The following is a 24,642-nucleotide window of genomic DNA, read 5'->3' on the forward strand; positions in this document are numbered from 1 at the left end:
TCGGGGTCGGCGTCGAGGCGCTCGATCGCCGCGACGACCTCGGCGACGGTGCGGTCGCCCTGCACGGCCGCGTGCTCGACGCGGAACTCGACGGCGGGCCAGCGCAGCTGGGCATTGCGGATGACGTCCTTCTCGGCATCCGAGTCCTTGCCGGTGACGAGACCGATGCGCCCGGGCAGGAAGGGCAGACGCCGCTTCCGCGAGACGTCGAAGAGGCCTTCGCCGGCGAGCTGCTTGCGGAGCTTCTCGAGGCGTTCGAGGAGATCGCCGAGGCCGACGTGGCGCATCTCGAAGACCTGCATCGAGAGCGAACCGCCCTTGACCCACCAGCTCGGCTTGATGAGCGCGATGACGCGGTCGCCCTGGCGGAAGTCGGAGTCGAAGCGCGAGCGCACCGACGACCACACGGTGAAGCTCACCGTGGCGTCGACGCTCAGGTCTTTGAGCTTGCCGTACACGTTGCCGTTCGAGACGCCCCACTGGGTGACCTCGCCCTCGACCCACACGGAGCCGAGCCGATCGATGTAGTCGCGCAGCTTCTGGGAGAGGCCGGCGACGGGCCACGGATTCTCGCGGGTCGACGGGGCGTCGGTCATCTCTCGCCTCCCAGTAGTCGTCCATCGTGCCGCCCTAGACTGACGGGGTGACCAGCACGACGGATTCTCCGCGCATCGGACTCGGGATGCCTCGTGTTCCCGGCGCGCGCGGCCGACTCAAGAATACCCCCGCGCCCCAGCCGAAGAAGGTGCTGCTCGCGGCGCCCCGCGGCTACTGCGCCGGCGTGGATCGCGCCGTCATCGCCGTCGAGAAGGCGCTCGAGCACTACGGCGCTCCCGTCTACGTGCGGAAGCAGATCGTGCACAACGTGCACGTCGTGAGCGAACTCGAGTCGAAGGGGGCGATCTTCGTCGACGAGGTCGATGAGGTGCCCGAGGGCGCCCACATCGTCTTCAGCGCCCACGGGGTCTCGCCCGCCGTCGTGAACGCCGCCGCCGACCGCGGCCTGCACGCGATCGATGCGACATGCCCGCTCGTGACGAAGGTGCACCGCGAGGCCGTGCGATTCGCGCGCGACGACTTCGAGATCCTGCTCATCGGTCACGAGGGCCACGAAGAGGTCGAGGGCACGGCGGGCGAGGCGCCCGATCACGTGACGCTCGTCACGAGCCCCGACGAGGCCGACCGTATCGAGGTGCAGAACCCCGACAAGGTCGTGTGGCTGTCGCAGACGACGCTCTCGGTCGACGAGACGATGGAGACCGTCCGGCGCTTGCGTGAGCGGTTCCCGAACCTCCAGAACCCGCCGTCGGATGACATCTGCTACGCCACCCAGAACCGCCAGGTCGCCATCAAGAAGGTCGCCGGAGACGCCGAGCTCGTCATCGTCGTCGGCTCGGCGAACTCGTCGAACAGCGTGCGCCTCGTCGAGGTCGCGCTCGAGTACGGCGCGCGTGCGGCGTACCGCGTCGACTACGCGAGCGAGGTGCAGCAGCACTGGCTCGACGGCGTCTCGACCGTCGGTGTGACGAGCGGCGCCTCGGTGCCCGAGGAACTCGTGACCGAACTTCTGCAGGACCTCGCCGACGCCGGCTTCGGCGCCGTCGAGGAAGTCAAGACAGCGGAGGAGGACCTCATGTTCTCGCTCCCGAAGGAACTCCGAACCGATCTGCAGGGAAAGACCGACGCGCGAGCGCTCGGCGGAAGGCAACGCGCATGACCGATTCACCCGGGGCTCGTCCCCGCCCGCAGTACGGCGAATACGCGACTCCCGAGGAGCAGCGCGCCCGAATCCAGGAACCGCCGACGTGGATGCTCGAGCCGGTCGCGCCCCCGGCGCCCGGCGGCCCGGAGGCGGGGGATGACCCGGCGAAGGCTCCGGCTCCCGCAGCCCATCCGGTGGCGGGCGCAGCGGTCGTCGCTCCGAAGAAGCGCGCCGACCGGTTCGTGACGCTCGCACTCCTCGCCATCGGCCTCTACACGGTGCTGTCATCGGTGTTCACCGCGACCGATTTCCGGGCGTTCTCCGCTCAGTGGATGGAGATCGCCGGCATCGAGGGCACCTTCACGAACATCGAGCAGGGAACGCTCATGCTCCAGATCTCGGTCGCCGTCATGGCCGCCGTCTGGGTCATCACGGCGTGGCTCTCGTTCCGGCTCATCGCGCGCGGAAAGATCTCGTGGTGGATTCCGCTCGTCGGCGGAGTGGTCGCCAACCTCATCTCGTCGGTCCTCATCGGTATCGCCCTCTTCAGCGACCCGGCGGTGATGGACTACATCACGAGCGGCGGCGCGCTCATGGGCGGCTGATCCGCCCCCTCGATACGCCGAAGGGCGGTCGGCCTCTCCTGAGAGAAGCCGACCGCCCTTCGTGGTGTCGGTGCCGACGCGCGGGTCAGTGACCCGAGTGACCGGCCGAACCGAGCTGGCGCGTCGACTCGGCGACGCGAGCGGCCATGGCCGTCTCGGCGACCTTGCCCCAGGCGCGGGGGTCGTAGAGCTTCTTGTTGCCGACCGAGCCGTCGACCTTGAGGACGCCCTCGTAGTTGCTGAGCATGTAGCCGGCGACGGCACGGGTGTACGCGTACTGGGTGTCGGTGTCGATGTTCATCTTGATGACACCGTTCGCGACGGCCTCCGCGATCTCGGCGTCGGTCGAGCCCGAGCCGCCGTGGAAGACGAGGTCGAGGGGCTTGGCGCCGAGGCCGTACTTCTCGGAGAGTCCGTCCTGGATCTCCTTCAGCAGCTCGGGCTTGAGCTTGACGTTGCCCGGCGCGTAGACGCCGTGCACGTTGCCGAACGTGAGGGCCGCCATGTAGCGACCGTTCTCGCCCCAGCCGAGCGCCTCGACGGTCTGGATCGCGTCGTCGAGCGTCGTGTAGAGGCTGTCGTTGATGTCGTGGCTGACGCCGTCTTCCTCGCCGCCGACGACGCCGATCTCGACCTCGAGGATGGCGTTGATCGCCTTGATGCGGGGGAGGATCTCCTTCGCGATCTCGAGGTTCTCGGTCAGGGGAACGGCCGAGCCGTCCCACATGTGCGACTGGAAGATCGGGTTGCGGCCCGCCTTGACCTCTTCTTCGGAGGCGGCGATGAGCGGCAGCACGAAGTCGTCGAGCGCGTTCTTCGGGCAGTGGTCGGTGTGGAGCGCGACCGTGACGGGGTAGTTCTTCGCGACCTCGTGGGCGAAGCGGGCGAAGGCGAGTGCACCCGTGGCACGGGCCTTGACCGTGTGGCCGGCGAAGTAGTCGGCGCCACCGGTCGTGACCTGGATGATGCCGTCGGAGCCCGCCTCGGTGAGGCCCTGCAGCACGGCGTTGAGAGTCTGCGACGAGGAGACGTTGAACGCCGGGTAGGCGAATCCCTTCGCCTTGGCCTTGTCGAGCATCTCGGCGTACTGCTCGGGGGTTGCGATGGGCATGGGACTCCTTACGGCAGGGGTGTGGATGTGGCACCGAGTCTACTGAATGCGCCCCACGCGTCGCCGCCGCATGCCCGGGTGCCGCCGGCTCTCCCGCCACGTGGACGCGTCCGCGATTCAGGAACGTGCGCGGCGTGTCGCCTCGGCTCCGCCCGAGTTCGGTTCGCGACACGTGTGTCGACCTGAATAAGAAACCGGTGGGGCAGCACTCGCTCCACCGCCGGGCTCTGAGGCCGGCCGATCGCGGGATGATGTGACCATGAGCTTCTTGCCTTCCGAGACCGTCGACGCCGTCATCCGTGCCGCCCGCGGAGCGGCCCTCGCCGCCCGCCCCCTCGTCGGGCAGGGCGACGGCGACGCGGTCGATGCGGCCGCGGTCGATGCTCTGCGGCACGGGCTCCGGACACTGAAGGTCGACGGACGCGTGGTCGCGGGCGAGGGCGAGAAGGATGACGCTCCGATGCTCTACCCCGGCGAGAGGTTCGGCACGGGCAACGGGCCCGCCGTCGACCTCGTCGTCGATCCGGTCGACGGCACGCGGCTCGCGGCGGCGGGGCGGAGCGGTGCGTTCTGCATCGTCGCCCTCGCCCCGCGAGACGCGTTCCTCGACATCGGGCCGGCGCACTACGCCGAGAAGGTCGTGAGTGCCGTCGACGGTCCCCGGGTGGGAGTGCCGATCGCCGAGTCTCTCGCGCTCGTCGCCGCGGCGCGCCAGGTTCCGATCTCCGAGGTGCGCGTCGCCGTGCAGACGAGGCCTCGGAACTCCGAGCATGCTCGCGCCGTCACCGACGCGGGCGCACAGCTCGTCGGCTTCGAACACGGCGACATCGAGCGGTCGCTCCAGGTGCTGAACGGCGATCTCGATCTGCTCATCGGCGTCGGGGGCGCTCCCGAGGGCGTGCTCACGGCGGCGCTCGCGCGGACGCTCGGAGGTTCGGTGAGCCTCCGATTCGCGCCGCAGTCGAGGCTCGAGGCGCGCCGCGTCGAGCAGGCGGGGCTCTCGACCGGGGTCGCCGTCGACACCGACGCCGTGTGCGCCGGCGAACCGCTCGTCGTCGTCGCCTCCGTCACGGGGGTCGATCTCGGCGGGGGACTCACGCTCGCCCCGGCGACGGATGACGCGGTCGACGTGTGGAGCTCGGTCGCCGAACCTGCTGAACGTTTTGTTAAGAATCGATGATCTTTCACTCGTCATCCGCGAAATGAACCCCTGGCCGGCACTGCCCCCTGGCTAGGCTCGACATGACGACACCAGACGTCGCCCCGCCCCGGGCGACCCAACGCCCGTCCGGGAGGACGCCATGATGAGCCCCGATTCCGAGATCCTCCTCGAACACCCCGATCGCAACCTCGCGATGGAACTCGTGCGTGCCACGGAGGCCGCCGCGATCCGCGCCGTTCCCTGGATCGGCCGCGGAGATAAGCTCGGGGCCGACGGTGCTGCGGTCGACGCGATGCGCGCGTTCCTCGGCACGGTCAACTTCGACGGTCTCGTCGTGATCGGCGAGGGCGAGAAGGACGCCGCCCCCATGCTCTTCAACGGCGAAGCCGTCGGAAACGGCCGTGGCCCGGCGTGCGACATCGCGGTCGACCCCATCGACGGAACGTCGCTCACTGCCGCGGGTCGTCAGAATGCGCTTTCTGTCATCGCCGTCTCCGAACGCGGCACGATGCTGGACGCGTCATCCGTGTTCTACATGGACAAGATCGTCACCGGTCCCGAGGGCATCGGAGTCATCGACATCCGTCGCCCCATCGCCGAGAACCTCCGCGCACTCGCCGCCGCCAAGAACAAGGACGTCGGCGACCTCCGCGTCGCCGTGCTCGACCGGCCGCGCCACGAACAGCTCATCGCCGACATCCGCGAGGCCGGCGCCGGAACGCGCCTCATGCTCGACGGCGACGTCGCCGGCGGCATCAACGCCGCCCGGTACGAATCGCGCATCGATATGTGCGTCGGCATCGGCGGCAGCCCCGAGGGCATCACGACGGCGTGCGCCATCAAGGCGCTCGGCGGGTTCATGCAGGGTGTGCTCGCCCCGCGCGATGACGCCGAACGTGCACGCGGTGAGGCCGCGGGCCTCGATCTCGACAAGGTCTACGGAGTCGACGACCTCGTGAGCGGCGACAACACGTTCTTCGTCGCGACGGGCGTCACCGACGGCGGGCTCGTGCAGGGCGTGCGTCGGAAGGGTCCGATCATCCGCACCGACAGCATCGTGCTGCGCTCGCGCTCGGGCACCATTCGCCGCGTGCAGGCGGACCACCTCGTCGAGAAGTGGCTCGACGAAGCCGACCGCTGAACCGCCGCTCGGGCGCCCGCACGGAGCGGGGCCGCGCGCGGCGTAGGCTGACACACGATGCGTGAGTCGAGAGCGGGGCGAGGTGGCCCCCGAGCCGCACCGCACTGGCTGATCGTCGCTGTTCTCGCCTTCGCGGGCATGAGCGCTGCATTCATGCAGACGCTCGTGCTGCCGATCCAGTCGGAATTGCCCGAGCTCCTCGACGCGAGTCGCGAAGACACGGCCTGGGTCATCACGGTCACGCTCCTGAGTGCTTCGGTGATCACACCGATCGCCGGTCGCCTCGGCGACATGGTCGGCAAGCGCCGGGTCGTGCTCGCGCTGCTCGTCGTGCTCGTCGTCGGATCGGTCATCGCCGCGCTCTCCGACTCGCTCGGCGGACTCATCGTGGGTCGCGCGCTGCAGGGCGCGGCGATCGGCATGATCCCGCTCGGCATCTCGATCATGCGCGACGTCTTGCACGAGCACCGTCTCGCGGGAGCCATCGCCCTCATGAGCGCGACGCTCGGAGTCGGCGGCGCGCTCGGCCTGCCGGTCAGCGCGCTCATCGCCGAGAACGGCGACTGGCACGCGCTCTTCTGGCTCGCCGCAGCGCTCGGCGCCGTGAACGCCGTCCTCGTCATCCTCGTCGTGCCCGTCAGCACCCTGCGCACCCCGGGCCGCTTCGACTACGTCGGCGCGGTGGGGCTCGCGCTCGGCCTGAGCGGAGTGCTCCTCGCCATCTCTCGCGGCAACGAGTGGGGGTGGATGTCGCCGGGAACCCTCATCTCGGGAATCGGCGGTGTCGCCGTGCTGCTCGGCTGGGGCTGGCTGCAGCTCCGTACACCGGACGCCCTCGTCGACCTGCGCGTCGCCGCGCGGAGGCCCGTGCTCCTCACGAACCTGTCGTCGATCGCGATGGGCTTCGCGTTCTTCGCGTCGAACATCGCGTACCCGCAGATCCTCGAGCTGCCCGCCGAGTCCGGCTCGGGTCTCGGGCTCTCGCTCATCCAGGCGAGCCTCGTGCTCATCCCGCTCGGACTCGTCATGATGCTCATGTCGCCGCTGTCGGCGCGACTCAATCGCATCTTCGGCGCGCGTGTGCTGCTCATCTCGGGTGCGCTCGTCATCGTCGCGGCATACGTCTTCTCGTTCGAGTTCCACACCGAGGTGTGGCAGATCCTGCTCGCGAACATCATCATCGGCGTGGGGATCGGTCTCGGCTACGCCGCGATGCCGCTCCTCATCATGCACGCCGTGCCCGCGCGCGAGACGGCCGCCGCCAACGGACTCAACTCGCTCATGCGGTCTCTCGGCACGAGCGTCGCCGCGGCCCTCATCGGCGCGGTGCTCGCGACCTGGTCGATGCCCTTCGGCTCGGCGGTCGTTCCGACCGACGAGGGATTCCGCATCGCGTTCGCGCTCGGGGCGGCGGCCGCGCTCGTGAGCGCCGTGCTCGCTCTCTTCATCCCGGCGCGCGGCTCGGTCGCCGAACCGCGGCCGTCGTTGCCGAGCGGGTTCGAGTAGCCGCTCGCCGGCGCACGGCCGTCGGCGGCCGGATTTCCCGGGTAATCCTCGACTTTGTCGGTGGTCGGTGGAAACCTCGACTACATGTCACCGTCGACCCGATGGCCGCGGGCGATCCGACCCCTCGCCGTCGGACAGTACCGCCTGCTGACGAGCGCCCTCCTCTTCTCGCTCTTCAGCGCAGGATGCTGGATCGTCGCCGCCGTCTGGCAGGTCGTGCAGCTCGGCGGAACACCCGTCGATCTCTCGCTCGTCGCCGTGGGCGGCAGCGTCGGCCTCGTGCTCGCCGTGCTCTTCGGCGGGGTGCTCGCCGACCGGGTGCCGCAGCGGTTTATCCTGCTCACCGTCGAGGTCGTGCGGGGTCTCGCCTTCGGCGTCGCCGCGTTCCTCGCGCTCACCGGAGTGATCGAGGTCTGGCACCTCGCCGTGCTGTCGTTCGTCATCGGCGTCGCCGACGGCTTCTTCTACCCCGCCTACTCGGCCTGGCTGCCGGCGATCCTCCCCGCCGATCAGCTGCTCGCCGCGAACGGCATCGAGGGCGTGCTGCGACCGACGATGCAGAACGCCGCCGGCCCCGCGGCGGCGGCCGCCCTCATCGCGATCGGCTCGCCGGGGCTCGCGTTCGTTGTCGTCGCGCTCGTACAGGTCGGCGCTGCGGCGGCCCTCATCGCGATGCGGACCACGCCCGTACGCCGCGAGTTCGAGGAGGAGAAGCGCGGCCTGGTGTCGGCGACGTTCCGCGACCTGAGCGGCGGGTTCCGATACATGGTCTCGACGCGCTGGCTGCTCGCGACGCTGCTCTTCTCCATCGTGCTCGTCCTCGTGCTGATGGGACCGATCGAGGTGCTGCTTCCCTTCGCCGTGAAGGATCAGACGGGCGGGGGAGCCGGCGCGTTCGCGTTCGCGCTCGCGGCCTTCGGAGTCGGCGGCGCCGTCGGCTCGATCGCCGTCGCCTCGTTCCGCCTGCCACGCCGGTACCTGACGCTCATGATCCTCGCGTGGGGAGTGGGATGCCTGCCGCTCGCGATCATCGGATTCACCGACCAGCTCTGGGTGATGGTCGTCGCGCTCTTCGTCTGCGGGCTGCTCTTCTCAGGTGCGCAGGTCGTCTGGGGCACGCTGCTCCAACGCCGGGTGCCGCCCGCGATGCTCGGCCGGGTGTCGAGCCTCGACTTCTTCGTGTCGCTCGCCCTCATGCCGATCTCGATGGCGATTGCCGGTCCGGTCGGCGAGTGGTTCGGCATCGCACCGACGTTCCTCGTCGCCGGTACGGTTCCCGTGCTGCTCGCGATCGTGACGCTCGTCATCGCGCGACTCGGCAGCGACGAACTCGCGCACCCGCTCCGGGATGAGCCCGAGGAGGCGCCGGCGAGCGAGGAGAGCGAGGAGCGGTCGGTCTGACTGCTCAGCGAAACCGGCTCAGAGTGAGCGGAGCTCGTCGGGGAGATCGGCCAGGGGTTCGTCGAACTCGGCCGCGGTGAGTCGGCGGGGCTGGTCGTGCACGGCGGCGGGTGCCGTGAGCAGTTCGATCTTCGTCTCGTCGATGCCGGGGAACTGTCGCGCGGTCACGAGCACACGGGACTCGAGCGAGTTCGCGAACTGGTTGTAGCTGCTCACCGTGCGTTCGATCGCCTTGCGCAGCGCATCGGTGTGGCCGGCGAGCGTGCCGATGCGCTGATAGAGCGTGTTGCCGAGATCGAAGAGCTTCTTCGCCTCGTCGGAGACGGACTGCTGCTGCCACGTGAAGGCCACCGTCTTGAGCACGGCCCAGAGGTTCACCGGCGAGGCGAGCGCGACCCGCTTGCCGAAGGCGTAGTCGAGCAGGGCCGGGTCGGCCTCGAGCGCCGCAGCGAGGAGCGACTCGCTCGGGATGAAGGCGATCACGAACTCGGGGCTCGCCTCGAGGCCCTCCCAGTAGGTCTTCTTCGCGAGTGCGTCGATGTGCGCGCGCATCGCCTTGACGTGACGGCCGACGAGCTCTGCGCGACGCGCGCCCTCGTCGCCCGTCGCCGTGACGGCGATCTGACTCGCTTCGAGGTAGTGCTCGAGAGGAACCTTCGCGTCGAGCGGAATCCACTTGTTGCCGGGCAGACGCACGACCATGTCGGGGCGCCCGGCACCGGCATCCGTCGTGAGGGAGGCCTGCGTGTAGAAGTCGACGTACTGGGTGAGGCCCGCGGCCTCGACGACGCGGCGGAGCTGCGTCTCGCCCCAGACCCCGCGCGTGCTGTTCGAGCGCAATGCACTCGCGAGAGACTCGGTCGTCGCGCGGAGTTCTTCGTCGGACTGCTGCGCGCGCTTCAGCTGCTCGGCGAGCGAACCGTACTGTTCGCTGCGCTGGCGTTCGAGTTCGGAGACCTTCGTCTGCATCGACTGCAGCGTCTCGCGCACGGGGCTGAGCGCCTGCAGCACCGCACTCTCGCGCTTGTCGCGCTCGGCGCGCTCGACCTGGTCGCTGCGGTTCTGCTCGACGAGTTCGCGGTACTGCAGCCGCTGCGCCTCGACCTGTCGTTCGAGCGCTTCGGCGGTCGAGAGCGCGGCGGAGAGCTCGGACTGCAGGTTCGCGCGCACCTCGCCCTCGCGCACGCGGAGCTCGCTCAGCTGCGCGTCGTGACGCGCCTGGACGAGCGCCGGGTTCTCACCGCGGGAGCCCGAGCGGGCGAAGAACGCGGTGATGAGGGCGCCGAGCGCGGCGCCGACGACGAGACCGAGGAGGAGGAACAGGATGTCCATGTCGACAGTGTCGCAGCAGCCTCCGACACGGGCGCCGGGGCGCGCGGACCGTCGGCAGCGCGGCGGGATCGTCTACTGCAGGGCCATCGGGCCGTGCACCGACGCGTGCTGAGCGACGGCGACGGGACCGATCGCCCCGATCTTCACGCGGGTGATGTGCGCGAGGCGCTCGAGGTCGTCGACCTCGTGACGCTCGGCGGCGTGCACCATGATCGCGGCGCACGCTTCGGCATCGGCGAGGGCGTCGTGGTGACGGAAGCCCTCGAAGCCCGCGGCCATCGCGGCGACGGGGAGCCGGTAGGAATCGAGGTGGTACGTGCGGCGCGCGACCTGGAGGCTGCAGAGGTAGCGGTAGTCGGGCACCGACAAGCCCGCCGTCGTCGCCGATGCCTTGATGACGCCCATGTCGAAGCCGGCGTTGTGGGCGACGAGCCAGTCGTCGCCCGCGAAGCCGAGGAGATCGTTCTGCAGCTCGCCCCAGCCTGCGGCGCCCGCGACCATGTCGGGCGTGATGCCGTGGATCTTGATGTTCCACTCGAGGAACGCGTCGTGCCCGACGGGCGGCCGGATGTACCAGTGCGCGGTGTCGACGACGCGGCCGTCGCGCACCTTGACGAGCCCGACCGAGCACGCGGAGGCGCTCGAGGAGTTCGCGGTCTCGAAGTCGATGGCGGTGAAGTCGATGGGCACGACACCATACTCACACGCTCCTCCGACAGGCCCCGCCCGGCACGCGGTTCAGTCGGAGACGATCAGGTCGGCCACACCCCGGAGGATCGCCGCGATCGCCGCGTCGCGGGGCGAGGCGGTGCGGGCCGAAGCGGGCGCGCCGTCAGCGCCCCCGTCGACGATGGATGCCGGGCTGCCGAGTTCGACGGCGAGGAAGGGTGAGCCCTCGACCGCCGACGAGCCGTCGATGCGCGGCGTCTGACGTGTCGAGGGAAAGTCGATGAGCAACGCGTCGTAGAACGCACGATTCGTCACTCTGCCGATGTGCTCGCGCACGAGCGGCGCGACGTGCGACGTGAAGTCGCCGTGTCCGCTCGTCTCCCACGCGAGCTCGTCGTCGTCGCACGCGGCGAACAGCACCTCGCGACGCACTCCCGACGCCTGCGGTACCGCGCGCGAACCGTTCTCGGCGGCATCGGAGGCCTCTGCCGCGCGTGTTCGGCCACGCGGCCCGGCGACGCCGCGCGCGACCCGGTACGCCCGCTCATCGGCATCCGTCAGCTCGACCGCTCTCGGGCGCGAGTCGCCGCGCATCCCGCCCGGCGCACGATTCGCTCCACCGGAATGGCAGGAGTCGAAGAAGATGCTGAGGCTCACGCCGTCGGCGGCCAGATCCCACAGGGCCCCGAGGTCGTCGTCGATGATGACGCGGCCCGTGCCGCGGAAGTCGACCGGGCAGAGCGCACTGTCGGGTTCGCCCTCGCCCTCGTCGGCGTTCAGGTCGGGCGTGCGCGTGCCGTGCCCCGAATACTGCACAGCCAGGACGTCGCCGGGCTGGGCCTCGGTGATGAGCTGGAAGATCGAACCGACGATCTGCTCGCGCGTGGCCTCGGCGTTCGTGAGGAGTGTCGTCTCGAACGCTGCCGCCGAGAACATGTCGCGCCAGGCGCGGGCGTCCGCCACGGCACCGCTCAGGCGATCCGCGGTCTGCGGGTACTCGTCGATGCCGATGCAGAGAGCTCGCTTCGCGCCGCCGAGCGATCGCGACGAGTCGGCGGGCACTGGCGGCACGGAGTCGCGCGGTTCCACCGAGCGGCTGTCGGCGGTGAACGGCACGATGTCGTCACGCTCGAGAATCCGCCGGGCGACGCTGTTCATCGTGGGAGGGTCGTTGTCGAAATCGCCGTGGTGCTCCGCCGCCGTGCCGCTGCGGTCGGTGCGCTCGTTCGGGCCGAGGACGAGGTCGCCGCCGTCGCCGTCGAGGAACCGGCTGACGCGTTCGTTCTGCTCGATCGAGGCGGCGAGACCGAGGATCGGCGTGCCGACGACGGGCTCGAACGCCCGAGAGACGAGGTAGAGCAGCGACTTGCCGTAGACGTCGAGGCACGTGTCCTCGTGTTCGGCCGCGTCGTGCATCGTGAAGACAGCGAGTGAACCGATCGAGTCGGCGCGGGGGAGGAGCATCTTCTCGAACGTGTCCATGCGGACGGCCGGAGCAAGGAAGGTGACCGTCCGGAACTCGGGAACGTTCTCGTCGAGCGCCATCGGAATGAAGTGCGAGTGGAAGATCGAGCCCGCGCTGTGGCCGATCGCGTGCACGCTCACGCGGCTCGCACGAGGGTCGGCGCCCATCCACGCTCCGAGCTGCGTCGCGAACACGCGCGCGCCGCCGTGCGGGTCGCTCGACGCGGCCGCATCGAGTTTCATGTCGTTCCAGATGGCGCCGCCGCCGAGGAGGCGCGCACCCTTCTCGACGAGGAGGTCCTTCGTCTCGTCGAACCAGCCGCGGGTGCCGCCGGTCAACCACCGCACGATCGCATCGGAGAGGGCGCCGACGAGGCCGGTCCGCCACACGAAGTGGATCGGGTAGACCCCGTTCGCCTTCCACCACGCGACCTGCCGTTCGGCGATCTCGAAGCCCGATTCGAGGTCGACGAGGCCGCCGTGCGCAAAGATCACGATCGGCACGTCTGCCGGGTCGTGGGCGTCGATGAAGGCGGGCAGGTGCGTCTCGACGATCGCCCGGATGTCGGCGGTGACCGTGGTGAACTCGGCGATGCTCTGCGGATCGAGGTTCTCCTCGGAGGACCGGTCGAGTCGACCGTCGTCGAGGGTGATGACGTGCGGCTTGAGAGCCTTCAGCTGCGCGGGGGAGAGCGACATGAGAGGGGCCTTTCGGATTCAGGAGAACGTGACGGTGGCGCGGGGGTCGGCGTAGGCGACGTAGGCGAGCCAGTTGAGATCGCCGCGGCTCCGGGCTCGTTCGCGCGCGGCCGCCAGCGCATGGGCGACGGATGACGGCGGGCGCCCGAGCAGTCGCGTATAGAACTCGCGCACGAAGATGCCGGCCGACTGGTCGTCGACGGCCCACGAGCATCCGATGAGGGCACCGATCCCGCCGCGGAGGAAGACCTCGGGAAAACCGCCGGCCCCGGCCGAACTCGAGGCGAGTCGACCGACGTCGCACGCGTTGAGGAAGACGATCGGCCGAGCGCCGTCAGCGTCACGAGCGGCGAGATCACGCCGCAGGTCGTCGGCGCTGTACGCCGCGCCCTCCACCGCGTCGGTGGGGTCGAACCCCGCGAGGAGCAGGCGGGGGTGAGGCGGGTCGCCCGTCGTCCACTCGCCGTGACCCGCGAAGTGCAGCAGGTCGAACGGACCGCTCAGGAGACCGGTGACTCCGCCCGCGTCATCCGGGTCGACAGCGCGCGAATGCAGTCTCCTCGTGACGAACTGGCGCTCGGCCTCGACGAAGGGCAGCCGATAGGCCGGGGCGCGGTAGTCGGGGCAGATGTGCCGAGTGCGCGTGCGGGCGACGTCGAAGTGCTGAGGGAGCGCGGGCCCGTAGACCCATCGCGTCAGCCCGTGGTCGCCGAGGAACCGATGAGCCGGGTCGATGTCACCGTCGGGGGAGACGAGGTGCACGATCTCCCAGGGGATGTCGAACTCGCCCGTCGTCTGGATGATGAGGCCGTCGAGGGACGCACGGTTGTTCCAGAGCAGGAGCCGCGCGGGCTCATCGAAGAGCGAGACGAAGAGTCGGGTGCCGATGTCTTCGAGTCCGGAGTCCGCCGCCGCACGTCTGTCGGCCGGGCGGTGCGCGGCAGCGACCCGCGAGCGCACCGTCGCCAAGCCCTCGAGCACGCGACGGATGTACATGCGCTTGTCGGGGATGACCTTGACGCACGAGGCCGACTCGTCACCGATCACGAGTGAGAAGGTGAGGGTCGAGACGCCCTCCGCGAGCGACTCGTCGACACTGATCGTCGGCAGCGCCACGATCGCGGGGTCGGGCTCGGTCGCGACGGCTCGACTCCGGGCGATGCGCCCTCGAAGCCGTGTCTCGGCGGGACGGATGTCTGTCGAGACGAGGATCGTCGCGATCGGCAGCGGCGTCGACTGTCGGAGAACGACGGTCACTTCGGCGCGGCCGACGTCGACGGCGACGAGATCGAACGTGCACGAGTCGACGTCGCGCTCGCCGCGGGGCAGGTGCAGCCTCTGCTCGGCCGGCTGCTCTGGAGCGAGCCGGTAGCCGCGCGGCGAGAGCGTCACGATGACGTCGTCGTCGGGGATGACGCTCGGACGAGCCGTGCCCGATGCCGCGTCGCAGGTGGCCTCGAGTTCGGTGCGGCTGAGCGAGACGGTCACGGTCACGACGTCGTCGACGCGTGACGACGCCGGCATCTCGGCGAGCACGTGGGCGTCGACGGGTGCGGAGCCGAGTGAATCGTCGAGACGGCGGGGACTGGGCGTCGCGAGGATGGGGCCGACATCGGCGCGCGGCACGGCGACATCGTCGATGCGGGGGAAGGCTTCGCCGAGCGGCTCGTCGAGCGTCTTCTCGTCACCCGCATCGCCGAATCCGGTCTCGTCCCCGGGCGGCGGAAGATGCTCGCCCTCGGGGGTGAGCGAGAACCACGTGACGCAGTTCTCGGCGTCGGAGACGCTCTCGAACTCGAGCACGAAACCGTCGATCGGGAAGCGCTCGGCCGTGAGTGCGGCGCTCGCGGTGTCATCCGTGCCGGCCGAGAACCGCACGGCGCGGGCTGCCCCGGGCTCCCGCACGAGTACGACGAGTCGCGCGGCGTCCGCGTCGTGAACGGTGATGGTGAGCCGCACCGGAACCTCGGCGTACTCACCACCGTCGCTCGAGGCGAAGGCGAAGGTCTCGAGCACGGTCGCTCGCACGCCGGGCGGGAGGCCGGCGGCATCCGTCGAGGCCTCGGGCAGCGACGCCGCATCCGTTCGGGCGGGACCGTCGAACCGCACATCGACGCGGTTCGTCACCATGACGTGCTCCGCGGAACGCGCATCTCGACCTCCGCCAGTGGATGGCCTGCCGACAGAAAGGCGAGCAATGCTCGCGTTGGTGTCGAGCGCAGCATATTCCTGTGACGAGCCTCTGCGCCAGAGGGGGTTTCCGGCCCGCGTGCGCGGCGTTCGGCGGGCGTGTGGCGCGCGCGTCCGTCATCCGCCGCTCGGCACTGTCGGCCGCCGCCGGTAGACTGACCCCCCGTGGCTCTCACTATCGGTATCGTCGGTCTGCCCAACGTCGGCAAGTCCACCCTTTTCAACGCTCTGACCAAGAATCAGGTGCTCGCAGCGAACTACCCGTTCGCGACGATCGAGCCGAACGTCGGAGTCGTGAACCTTCCCGACCCGCGTCTCGCGACGCTCGCCGGCATCTTCGGCTCCGAGCGCATCCTGCCCGCCGCGGTGTCGTTCGTCGACATCGCCGGCATCGTGCGCGGTGCGAGCGAGGGTGAGGGGCTCGGTAACAAGTTCCTCGCGAACATCCGTGAGGCCGACGCGATCGCTCAGGTCGTGCGCGGCTTCGACGACTCCGACGTCGTGCACGTCGACGGCAAGGTCGACCCGAAGTCCGACATGGAGACGATCAACACCGAGCTGATCCTCGCCGACCTCGAGACCCTCGAGCGCGCCATCCCGCGCTTCGAGAAGGAGATCAAGGGCAAGAAGCTCGACCCCTCGGTTCTCGCCGCTGCCATCGAGGCGCGCGATGAGCTACAGAAGGGCACGCCGCTCTCGGCCGCGTCGGTCGACCTCGAGCCCATCGCGGAGCTCGGTCTGCTGACCGCCAAGCCCTTCATCTACGTGTTCAACGTCGATGAGGCCGTGTTGACGGATGACGCGAAGAAGGCCGAACTCGCGGCCCTCGTCGCTCCCGCCGAAGCCGTCTTCCTCGACGCGAAGATCGAGTCGGAGCTCATCGACCTCGACCCCGAAGACGCGGCCGAGCTCCTCGCGTCGACCGGTCAGACCGAGTCGGGTCTCGACCAGCTCGCCCGCATCGGCTTCGACACGCTCGGCTTGCAGACCTACCTCACGGCCGGTCCCAAGGAGTCGCGCGCGTGGACGATCCACAAGGGCTGGAAGGCCCCTGCTGCGGCCGGCGTCATCCACACCGACTTCGAGCGCGGCTTCATCAAGGCCGAGGTCATCTCGTTCGCCGACCTCGTCGAGACCGGTTCGGTCGCTGAGGCCCGCGCGAAGGGCAAGGCCCGCATGGAGGGCAAGGACTACGTCATGCAGGACGGCGACGTGGTGGAGTTCCGCTTCAACGTGTAGACGGGCCGTCCGCGCTCGGCGACTCGGTGAGCGCCGCGGCGTAGCCCCGCATCGAGCGTTGGTAGCGGGGAAGGGTATCGATCTGCGCCTCGATGGCGACGCGGAGCGCCTCGTCCTTCCGGCCTGCACTGTGCAGCGCGAGAGCCAGCACGACACGCGGTGCCGAGCCGGTCGACTCGTGGGTCGGCGCGGCGCTCAGCACAGCGATGGCTTCGTCGAGTCGACCGAGGTTCCGCAGGGTCGACCCGTATTGCACCGCGAGCTGAGCATGCCGAGCATCGTCGAGGCCGAGCTCGAGCGCACGCTCGTACTCGATGCCGGCCTCGGCCTCGTAGCCCATCGAGTCGTACATGCCCGCGAGCTCGAAGGCCGCCCTTCCGTCGCTCGCCGGGCACGCGTCGGCGAGCGCGCGCATCGCCGCAACGCCGTCGTCGCGGCTCAGAGAGTCGAATCTCTCCCACAGTTCCGCGACGGACTCTTCCCATCGGTCGATCTCTGCTGTCATGGGGTCCAGTGTGGCAGGCGGGAGGGTGCGTTCCCTGCCGCGCGCTGCACGCATGCGCGCAGCAGATTCCTCAGAAGATCCGCCGCACCTCCTGCGGCCATCCGCACGCCTCGGCGAGTCTGCCCGCCCACATCCTCGCCGTACCGTCGTCGGCGACATCCACGATCGTGAGCCCGCCGAGGTGGTGCTCGAAGGGTGCCACGGGGCCGTCGGAGACCTCGAGCGACCCGTTCGTCGCGTCGACGCTCACGGCCGTGCTGATGTCTTCGAGGCCGCCCGCGTAGATGTAGACGCCCGCGTCCTTCATCTCGTCGACGACCGCCGAGGCGAGTGGGCCGCGCTCGCGGAACCACTCATCGCCGTGGTCGCCCACCCACTGCTGGTTGAAGTAGATGATGTAGTGCGTCATGCTCCCCGTTGTATTCGGGGTGGTGCACTCCGTCAACCCCCGTCGGGCCGGGTTTGCCCGGTCACGGATGCTGCAGATTTCGGTGACACGCCGCCGGAGGCATCCGACCTGCCGAGACGACGCCGGCTTCGCAGCATCCGCGCACGGGCGGATGACGGCGGCCGGGTCAGCGGCCGCCGAAGGGCGTGAAGCGGTGGATGTCGACGTTCTCGGGCGGCTCGCTGCTGACGGTGATCGTCGTGATGGCGGTGCCGTCGGCCGAGAGCACGTGGATGCACCCCTGATCGAAGTAGCGCAGATCGTCGTGGTCGCCGGAATCGTGCGGTTTGCCGAACGGGATGTCTGAGCGGGTCGGATCTGCCGTCATCCCTTTCACGAATGCCGGGAATCGCTCGGACTGGTAGCCGCGCCCGCCGATCTCGACGCTCGCGATGCGTCCGCGCCGTGAGCCGAGACGCACGCCGGGAAGCCCGCGCACGTGAGCCACGAGCGGATCGTCTTCGGGGCGGCCGAGCGCGTCGAGGAAGAGCGTGAACTCGCCCGAGCGCCAGCGGTGGATACCGTGCGAGATGCTCACACCGACGGGAACCGCCGTGATCGAGAGCGGCGTCTCTCCGGCCGAACCGAGTTCGTACTCGACGAGGAGATCGCGCGTGCCGTACCGGTGCAGATCGGTCGCGCCGCTCGATGCCGCCGGAGCGCCGAGCACTCCGTGCATGTCGTCGCGAGTCGGCGGCCACGCGACCCCCGACAGGAGCGTCTCGGTGTGCCGATACGAGCCGCCATCGGCATCCTCGCGCAGTCGAATGCGCGCGCTCAGAACCCGCCCGCCCTCGACCTGCATGTCGACGCCGCCGTCGAACACGACGAGACGACGCGGAAAACCGGACGACACGGCCCATCGCTCGATCGCGGCACCGGCCAGGCGCGCGACGGCCGCGTACTCCTCGCCGAACTCCGGCGTTCCGAGCACGTCGAGGAATGCGCGGAGCTGGCCGGCGGGCGGAGGTACAGGAGCGGGCCGTTCGAGCACGATCTCGGAGAGCCGATCTTCGGTGAAGACCAGACGAACGCGGTCGGCTTCGAGCGCGAAGAGATCGGATGACGGGTCGAGCGCCGCGCCCAGAACCTCACGTGCCCGATCGCGATCGCTGCGGGCGTCGAGGCCGGCGATGAGGGCGGCCGGCCGGGGATAGGCGCCCTCGCCGACCAGGGAGAACGTCATACGCTGCGCGCCGTCAGAGTCGATCGTGGGCGGGGCGGTGCCCGCGGCGAGGGCCTGCGAGAGCTCGACCGCGTCGCTGTCACTCGCTTCGCCGAGCGCGTCGATGTGCCGCCAGATCTCGCCCGTGATGGTCGGAGTGAGCGGCCGGCTGCGGAGCGGATGCCAGCTCTCGGGTCGCCATGATCCGCCGCCCGGGTGGAACATCAGCACGTCATTCCGCTGACCGTTCCAGCACGCACTCATGAACTCGCGGAGCTCCCAGCCGTTGGCGAGGCCTGTGGCGTACTGCTCGTCGGTGAGAGCGAAGAGGGCGTCGCCCGATCCGTGACCGACCTGCTGGTCGACACCGACCCAGGCGCGCCCTGTCGAGACCTCGACTCCGAGGCTCGGGCGCTCGGCGATCTCGACGAAACGCCTCAGGTCGGGCTTCCTGTCCTTGTCCGCCTTGCGCTTCGACATGGTTCCATTCTGTGCGTCGCGGGCTGCGATTTCTGACGGCCCGCACGCACGCGCCGTCTGAACGGCGGGCCTAGGATCGAGCGCAACCGACCCATACGAGGGAGCACCCATGCGCATCAGTGCACGCAACCGTCTGAAGGGCACCATCGTCGAGGTGACGAAGGGCGCGACGACCGCCCACGTTCGCATCGACGTGGGCGGCTCCCTCGTCACGGCCTCCATCACGAATGACGCGGTCGACGAGCTCGGGCTCGTCGCGGGCGGCGAGGCCTATGCCGTCGTCAAGGCCTCCGACGTCATGGTCGCCGTCGACGACTGAGCCTCGTGCGAGAGATTCGACTGTTCCCTGAGGTCGTCACCGATTGGCCACTCTGGGATGACGAAGGCGATGACACGAGCGCCGAAGCTCTCGGGCTGTCGCCGCAACTGGCCGAGCGACTGATCCGCTGGAACGACATGTGGCAGACCTGCCGAGACCCCATTCGCGGCTGGCGTCGAGAGTCGGATCGTTCGGCTTGGGAGGCCGGGCGGCCGCGCCTCGTGCGTGCCCTCGCGGCTGAGCTTCGCGGCGTCGCGACGGTCATCGACGGGTAAGGGCACGGGGCATCCCCTCAGTGGAGAAGGAGATCGGGCGCGACACGCCGCTCGGCGGCATCCGCCGCGCCGCATCGTGCGCGGGATCTCCGTATCGGTCGCGCACGGCGGATGCGAGAAGATGACGGGATGCATGTCTCGGGAGGGGAGAGGTGAACGTGGCGACGCCCCGACTGTTCCCCTTCGATCGCGTGGTGACACGCGCCGGTGTCGGGCGCGCCGGCGAGTTGCAGGGCCGGGCGTGCGTGCTCATCCCGTTCGTGCCCTTCGACGGCATGTGGGACTTCCACGACATCGATGCCGCCGCGCCGGGCGACTACGAGGCGTCAGCGTGGCGCGGTGACGACGCCTCGCGTCGACAGTTCCGCGAGTGGGACATCGAGTGGGTGCCGCAGAGCGAGGTGCGCGCGTTCGTCGCGGCGCATTTCTGGCACCTCGATGCGGATCGCCTGCCCCTCGGTGAACCCAATGGCAGCGGCGCGCTCCTCGCCGCACTCGTCGTCGACGCGATCGCCGACCGATACCCCTCAGTCGCTGTCGAGTACGTGCCGGCGGGTTCCGAGCGTCATTTCGCAACCGCGATCTTCACGCCGCAGAATCGAGACGGCGCCGTGGTGACGCTGTACGTGAATCACGACGAGTCGTTCGAACTTCACGTGAGAAGTTTCATCGTCGTCGATATGCCGGCCACCGAGGGAAGCGTCCCGGAACGGGCGTCGGCGATCGTGACCATGATCGTCGCTGTCGCGTCGAACGGGATTCGCCGCGGGCTGCCCGATCGACTGATCGGAAACGGATTCAGGCGTGTCGGGCCGTGGCGCACGTGAGCAGTCGCGGGAGAGGGAATCGATTCCTCAACAGAATCGCCGAGGTGGTGAACCTCGTCGCAACGGCCGTCGTGGCGTGCGTCCTCGTCGTCGCGGTGATCCTCGGCGTCGTCCAGATCCTCGACGTGAACCAGCCGGTCGTCTGGGGCACGTTCCGACACGAGTACTGCGTCGATCGACCCCGAGGCGGATGCTCGAGCATCGGCCGGTGGACGAGCGACGACGGCGCCATCGAACTGCTCAGCGTGAGGCTCGACGGAAACGTCGATTCGCGGGGCCTGGCGCGGGCCAGCTATCAACCGGAGGGGGTGTCGAACGATGCTGACAACAACATCGTTCACGGCGAGTTCGGCACGAACGTGGCATTCTGGGCGCCCTGGCTCCTCGCTGTCGTGATCGCCGGCCTTCTCGCCGTGCGCACCGGCTGGGTGAACAGATTCACGCTCAGGGGCGGACGCATCGTCCGGAAGCCGCGTCGACCCGCGGGAGTCGCGCCGAGGCATCGTGCATGAGTCGAGGGATGCCTCGCAGGAGGTCTGACGCGCGCGCATCTTGACTCCCGGCGGCAGCGGCGTATGCTCGTTAACTCTCGAACATGCGTTCGATGAGTGCCTGCCCCGGAGACGACTATGACCACGATGACCGACACGTTGACCGTCTGGACGACGACCCGAGGCGTACCCGAGCGCATCTTCTGGCGCGGGCGGCGGTGGAACGTCATCGATATCCCGACGCCGTTGCACGGTGAGGCGATCGATGTGCCCGACCTCATCACCCACCCGCCCATGCGACGCATCGGCTGGAGGTTCACGGTGCGCACGCCCGATCACTCCGACGTCAGACTCATCGACGTGCGCCACGACGGCGAGCACTGGAGCCTCATCCGCGACCTCGGCTGAGCGCGGCGGGCGTCATCGAACGCGACCGGGGTCGCGAATGCGACAGGATGACGGGATGGACGCCATCGCGCGAGCTCGGGAGCTGTACACCCGGGGCAATCACCGTGCGGCGATCGATCTGCTCCGTCCCGCAGCCGAGGCCGACAGTACGCCGTACGAGGCGAGGCTCGCGCTCGCGGAGATCTACCGCGACATGGGCTGCCCCGATCAGGCGGGTCGGTGGGGCATCGCGATCGACGGGTGGACGACCGAGCGGGAGCGCGATCGGCTCGCATCGTTGCTCGCCGCGACGGGAGTGTCGGATCGACGGGTCCGGAGCTTCCTCCGCATTCCGGCCGAAGCATCCGAGCCGATCGATCTCGGTGAGCTCATCAGCGCACTTCCCGTGGAGCACCGTCGTCTGAGGGCCCGTCTGCGCCCCGCTCCCGGCGCGCCGGCCGCCGAGCGCGCTGCCGGCTTCGCGCTCGTCGCTGCTGTTCTCTTCGGCCTCGCGAGCGTGCTGATCATGGCGATCGGTCTCGTCGGCACGTACCTCAGCGTTCTCCTCTCCGCCGAGAGTTCTCCGGCGCTCGTGCAGTGGAGTGCGGTCTCTGCTCTGCTGAGCGGAGCCGCGGCGCTCGTGGCGAGCGCGATCGCCGTGATCATCTCGCGGGCTCCGGGCGCTGTGTGGCGAATCGTGTCGGCCGGCATCCTCGTGCTCATCGGCCTTTCTCTGAGCGGCATGTTCTCGGGTATCGCCGCCTGACCGAGCGCGTGGCCCCACCCCGCATCTCACAAACGCTGCAGCGCGGATGAGCGCAGACCTTTACACGAGAGGTCACCCCGAGACGTCTCGGCGAAACGGCCGCTGCCTAGCGTCGAGGCAGGTCGTCATGTGCGGCCGTCCACTTCTGAAGCGCTCGGAGCATCCCCTTGTCCTATGTGAAGCCCGCCGAACTCGTCACGACTCTGATCGACGCCGGTGAGACGAAGATCTTCCTGTCCACCCGCGACACCATCATCCGTTCGACGATGGGCGGTGCGCTCCTCACGATCGCTGCCGCGTTCGCGGTCACGGTGAGCGTCACGACCGGGGTGCCGCTGCTCGGCGCCGTCCTCTTCCCCGTCGGCTTCATCATGCTGTACCTGCTCGGATATGACCTGCTCACGGGCGTCTTCGTGCTCGGCCCCCTCGCGTGGATGGACAAGCGACCCGGCGTCACGATCGGCGGAGTCCTCCGCAACTGGGGCCTCGTCTTCGTCGGCAACTTCATCGGAGCGTTCACGGTCGCCGTGCTCATGGCGATCGTTGTGACGTACGGCTTCTCGGAGGCACCCAACGAGGTCGGCGTCGCGATCGGGCACATCGGTGAGGGCCGCACCGTCGGCTACGCCGATCACGGGGCGGCGGGCATGCTCACGCTCTTCATTCGCGGAGTGCTCTGCAACTGGATGGTCTCGACGGGCGTCGTCATGGCGATGATCGCCAAGGATGTGCCGGGCAAGGCGATCGCCATGTGGATGCCCATCATGCTGTTCTTCTTCATGGGCTTCGAGCACTCGATCGTCAACATGTTCCTCTTCCCGTCGGGCCTCCTCCTCGGCGCGCAGTTCACGATCATGGACTACCTCGTCTGGAACGAGATCCCCACCGTCCTCGGCAACCTCGTCGGCGGACTCGTCTTCACCGCCATCCCGCTCTACGTCACGTACGCCCGCGCGAAGGCACCTCGTAACGAGACGCCCCGCCGCCCGGTCGAACCGCGCGTCTCACGCCGCCGCGGCCTCGCCGGCAGCGTCGCGTCGTCGGCGGCCTCCGCGCCCACCGCGAAGGTCTGAGCGGTCCGGGCGGCTCGCGGGGGGAGAGCGCGAAAGTAGGCTGGTGGGGCGGATGACGCGTGCCCGCGACTCCCACCGAACCGAAGGAAGCCTGCATGAGCCTCGTCCGTCTGAATGATGTCGAGGTGCGCTTCGAGAAGTCGCTCGTGCTGCGTGAGGCCTTCCTCCGCCTGGAGCCCGGAGATCGCGTCGGACTCATCGGTCGGAACGGCTCGGGCAAGTCGACGATCCTGAAGCTCATCCTCGAGCAGGTCGCGCCGTCCTCGGGCACGGTGAGCCTCGATCCCGGCGTCCGCATCGGCTACTTCTCGCAGTTCTCCGAGCTCGACGGTTCGGCGAGCATCCTCGAGGTGCTCGATGGCCTCTTCACCGACATCCGCGCGATCGAAGACGAGCTCGCGTCGATCGACGCCGCGATCGCCGCCGATCCGATGGGCGACCTCGACGCGCTCATCCTGCGGCAGTCCGAGCTCTTCGAGGAGATGGAACGGCTCGACGGGTGGGAGTACCGCCGTCACATCGACACGGCGCTCACGCGGCTCGGGTTCGACGACATGCACCGGTCGCTCCCGATCGACGAGCTCTCGGGCGGGTGGCGGAACCGCGCCGCCCTCGCGAAGATCCTGCTCGAGGGTGCCGACGTGCTGCTGCTCGACGAGCCCACGAACTACCTCGATGTCGCGGGCGTCGAGTGGCTCGAGACGTGGTTCCGCTCGTTCCGGGGCGCGGCGATCATCGTGTCGCACGACCGCTCGTTCCTCGACGCCGTCGTCACGCGCATCGTCGAGGTCGAGAACTTCCACCTGCACGAGTACCCGGGCAACTTCGGCGAGTACATCGTGCAGAAGCAGTTCCGCCTGAAGACGCTCGAGCAGCAGTTCCTGCACGAATCCGAGCTCCTCGCCTTCGAGGCCGAGGGCATCGCCGACCGCCGCGAGGCGCAGAAGGCGGCGAGCAGGAAGCTCGATTCGCAGCTCGCGCACATCAAGAAGTCACGCGCGCCTCGGCCCGTCGACCAGATCATCACCGAGATCTACGGCTCGCTGCATGTGAAGGACGTGCTGTGCCGCGTCTCGGGCATCGGCAAGGCCTACGGCGAGAAGACGCTCTTCGACGACGTCAGCTTCGAGATCCGCCGCGGCAACCGGTACGCCGTCGTCGGTGCGAACGGAAGCGGGAAGTCGACGCTCCTCCGCGTGCTCACGGGCGATGAGCGACCCGATGTCGGAGAGGTCGCGTGGGCCGGGGGAGTGCGCGTCGTGTCGTACAACCAGATGCTCGACGAACTCGACGATTCCGACACCGTCGCGCACGCCGTCAACGCGCTGCCCGGCAGCCTCGCATTCACGGCGACGCGGAAGTCGGTGGGGCGCTTCCTCGCGATGTTCCAGTTCAGCGAGGCCGACATGCAGAAGAAGCTCGGCATGCTCTCGGGCGGTCAGCGGGCCCGTGTGGCCATGGCGCAGTGCCTGCTCTCGGGTGCATCCGTGCTGCTGCTCGACGAGCCGACCAACCACCTCGACCTCTCGAGCACGCAGGTCATGGAGCGCGCCCTCGTCCACTTCCCGGGCGCTGTCGTCGTCGTCAGCCACGACCGGTTCTTCACCGACAAGGTCGCCAACCGCACGATCCAGTTCGAGGGTGCCGGCGTCGTCGAGGTGCGCGCGGCATAGGCCCCCGGCATC

Annotated in this window: 24 protein-coding genes; 15 read left to right on the top strand and 9 right to left on the bottom strand. The window is 69.1% G+C overall.

Annotated elements, in window-relative coordinates; translation table 11 throughout:
* Positions 1-596: exodeoxyribonuclease VII large subunit (locus BJ972_RS00005; protein ID WP_179419899.1), on the bottom strand; the 596-nt coding region annotated here is incomplete at its 3' end.
* 86 nt (positions 597-682) lie between these two features.
* Here BJ972_RS00005 and BJ972_RS00010 point away from each other — a divergent pair.
* Positions 683-1,717, top strand: a complete 1,035-nt coding sequence (locus BJ972_RS00010) for a 4-hydroxy-3-methylbut-2-enyl diphosphate reductase (RefSeq protein WP_129176181.1) — start codon at positions 683-685, stop codon at positions 1,715-1,717.
* Entirely contained in the window at positions 1,714-2,307 is a 594-nt protein-coding gene (locus BJ972_RS00015; protein WP_129176007.1) for a DUF6264 family protein, read from the top strand. The genes BJ972_RS00010 and BJ972_RS00015 overlap by 4 nt, the downstream gene beginning before the upstream one ends.
* An 85-nt stretch (positions 2,308-2,392) precedes the next feature.
* Here BJ972_RS00015 and fbaA read toward each other — a convergent pair whose 3' ends face one another.
* Positions 2,393-3,418, bottom strand: a complete 1,026-nt coding sequence (fbaA, locus tag BJ972_RS00020; protein ID WP_129176005.1) for a class II fructose-bisphosphate aldolase — start codon at positions 3,416-3,418, stop codon at positions 2,393-2,395.
* A 259-nt stretch (positions 3,419-3,677) separates the two neighbouring features.
* Between fbaA and BJ972_RS00025 the strand changes: the two genes are divergently transcribed.
* The 4 genes from BJ972_RS00025 (at position 3,678) to BJ972_RS00040 (ending at position 8,628) form a co-directional block, all read left to right on the top strand.
* Positions 3,678-4,598, top strand: a complete 921-nt coding sequence (locus tag BJ972_RS00025) for a fructose-bisphosphatase class II (protein ID WP_129176003.1) — start codon at positions 3,678-3,680, stop codon at positions 4,596-4,598.
* 121 nt (positions 4,599-4,719) lie between these two features.
* Entirely contained in the window at positions 4,720-5,721 is a 1,002-nt protein-coding gene (gene glpX / locus BJ972_RS00030; protein WP_129176001.1) for a class II fructose-bisphosphatase, read from the top strand.
* 57 nt (positions 5,722-5,778) lie between these two features.
* Positions 5,779-7,227, top strand: coding sequence for an MFS transporter (locus tag BJ972_RS00035; protein ID WP_129175999.1), 1,449 nt, complete (start codon positions 5,779-5,781; stop codon positions 7,225-7,227).
* Positions 7,228-7,311: 84 nt separating this feature from the next.
* Positions 7,312-8,628, top strand: coding sequence for an MFS transporter (locus BJ972_RS00040; RefSeq protein ID WP_129175997.1), 1,317 nt, complete (start codon positions 7,312-7,314; stop codon positions 8,626-8,628).
* Between the two features lie 18 nt (positions 8,629-8,646).
* On the opposite strand, the gene BJ972_RS00045 is transcribed toward BJ972_RS00040, so the two are convergent.
* The 4 genes from BJ972_RS00045 to BJ972_RS00060 form a co-directional block, all read right to left on the bottom strand.
* Complete coding sequence (locus BJ972_RS00045; protein ID WP_129175995.1) at positions 8,647-9,960, bottom strand: DNA recombination protein RmuC; 1,314 nt, start codon at positions 9,958-9,960, stop codon at positions 8,647-8,649.
* Positions 9,961-10,032: 72 nt separating this feature from the next.
* Positions 10,033-10,650: an exonuclease domain-containing protein gene (locus BJ972_RS00050; RefSeq protein WP_129175993.1), complete on the bottom strand. Its 618-nt coding sequence runs from the start codon at positions 10,648-10,650 to the stop codon at positions 10,033-10,035.
* Between the two features lie 48 nt (positions 10,651-10,698).
* Positions 10,699-12,792: a caspase family protein gene (locus BJ972_RS00055; protein WP_129175991.1), complete on the bottom strand. Its 2,094-nt coding sequence runs from the start codon at positions 12,790-12,792 to the stop codon at positions 10,699-10,701.
* An 18-nt stretch (positions 12,793-12,810) separates the two neighbouring features.
* On the bottom strand, positions 12,811-14,922 hold the full coding sequence (locus BJ972_RS00060; RefSeq protein WP_129175989.1) for a DUF7363 domain-containing protein: 2,112 nt from the start codon (positions 14,920-14,922) through the stop codon (positions 12,811-12,813).
* 225 nt (positions 14,923-15,147) lie between these two features.
* Here BJ972_RS00060 and ychF point away from each other — a divergent pair, with 225 nt between their 5' ends.
* Complete coding sequence (ychF, locus tag BJ972_RS00065; protein WP_129175986.1) at positions 15,148-16,221, top strand: redox-regulated ATPase YchF; 1,074 nt, start codon at positions 15,148-15,150, stop codon at positions 16,219-16,221.
* Here ychF and BJ972_RS00070 read toward each other — a convergent pair.
* The 3 genes from BJ972_RS00070 to BJ972_RS00080 all read right to left on the bottom strand — a co-directional run bounded on the left by BJ972_RS00070 (position 16,211) and on the right by BJ972_RS00080 (position 18,819).
* Complete coding sequence (locus tag BJ972_RS00070) at positions 16,211-16,726, bottom strand: tetratricopeptide repeat protein (RefSeq protein ID WP_129175984.1); 516 nt, start codon at positions 16,724-16,726, stop codon at positions 16,211-16,213. The genes ychF and BJ972_RS00070 overlap by 11 nt on opposite strands.
* 70 nt (positions 16,727-16,796) lie before the next feature.
* A complete protein-coding gene (locus BJ972_RS00075) occupies positions 16,797-17,135 on the bottom strand; it encodes a YciI family protein (RefSeq protein ID WP_129175982.1) in 339 nt (112 codons plus the stop codon).
* A 166-nt stretch (positions 17,136-17,301) separates the two neighbouring features.
* Complete coding sequence (locus BJ972_RS00080; protein ID WP_129175980.1) at positions 17,302-18,819, bottom strand: hypothetical protein; 1,518 nt, start codon at positions 18,817-18,819, stop codon at positions 17,302-17,304.
* 109 nt (positions 18,820-18,928) lie between these two features.
* On the opposite strand from BJ972_RS00080, the gene BJ972_RS00085 reads away from it, so the two are divergent.
* The 8 genes from BJ972_RS00085 (at position 18,929) to BJ972_RS00120 (ending at position 24,630) form a co-directional block, all read left to right on the top strand.
* Entirely contained in the window at positions 18,929-19,138 is a 210-nt protein-coding gene (locus BJ972_RS00085; protein WP_129175978.1) for a TOBE domain-containing protein, read from the top strand.
* A gap of 5 nt (positions 19,139-19,143) precedes the next feature.
* Positions 19,144-19,413, top strand: a complete 270-nt coding sequence (locus BJ972_RS00090) for an immunity protein CdiI family protein (RefSeq protein WP_129175976.1) — start codon at positions 19,144-19,146, stop codon at positions 19,411-19,413.
* Between the two features lie 158 nt (positions 19,414-19,571).
* Positions 19,572-20,240: a hypothetical protein gene (locus BJ972_RS00095; protein WP_129175974.1), complete on the top strand. Its 669-nt coding sequence runs from the start codon at positions 19,572-19,574 to the stop codon at positions 20,238-20,240.
* 44 nt (positions 20,241-20,284) lie between these two features.
* Complete coding sequence (locus BJ972_RS00100; protein ID WP_129175972.1) at positions 20,285-20,752, top strand: hypothetical protein; 468 nt, start codon at positions 20,285-20,287, stop codon at positions 20,750-20,752.
* Between the two features lie 126 nt (positions 20,753-20,878).
* A complete protein-coding gene (locus tag BJ972_RS00105) occupies positions 20,879-21,139 on the top strand; it encodes a hypothetical protein (RefSeq protein ID WP_129175969.1) in 261 nt (86 codons plus the stop codon).
* Positions 21,140-21,194: 55 nt separating this feature from the next.
* Entirely contained in the window at positions 21,195-21,884 is a 690-nt protein-coding gene (locus tag BJ972_RS00110) for a hypothetical protein (protein ID WP_129175967.1), read from the top strand.
* 167 nt (positions 21,885-22,051) lie between these two features.
* Positions 22,052-22,957, top strand: coding sequence for a formate/nitrite transporter family protein (locus BJ972_RS00115; protein WP_129175965.1), 906 nt, complete (start codon positions 22,052-22,054; stop codon positions 22,955-22,957).
* Between the two features lie 95 nt (positions 22,958-23,052).
* The gene (locus BJ972_RS00120) at positions 23,053-24,630 is read left to right on the top strand and encodes an ABC-F family ATP-binding cassette domain-containing protein (protein ID WP_129175963.1); all 1,578 of its coding nucleotides are present in this window, start codon (positions 23,053-23,055) and stop codon (positions 24,628-24,630) included.
* Positions 24,631-24,642 lie beyond the last annotated feature (12 nt).

This window comes from Agromyces atrinae (assembly GCF_013407835.1).
Taxonomy (GTDB): domain Bacteria; phylum Actinomycetota; class Actinomycetes; order Actinomycetales; family Microbacteriaceae; genus Agromyces; species Agromyces atrinae.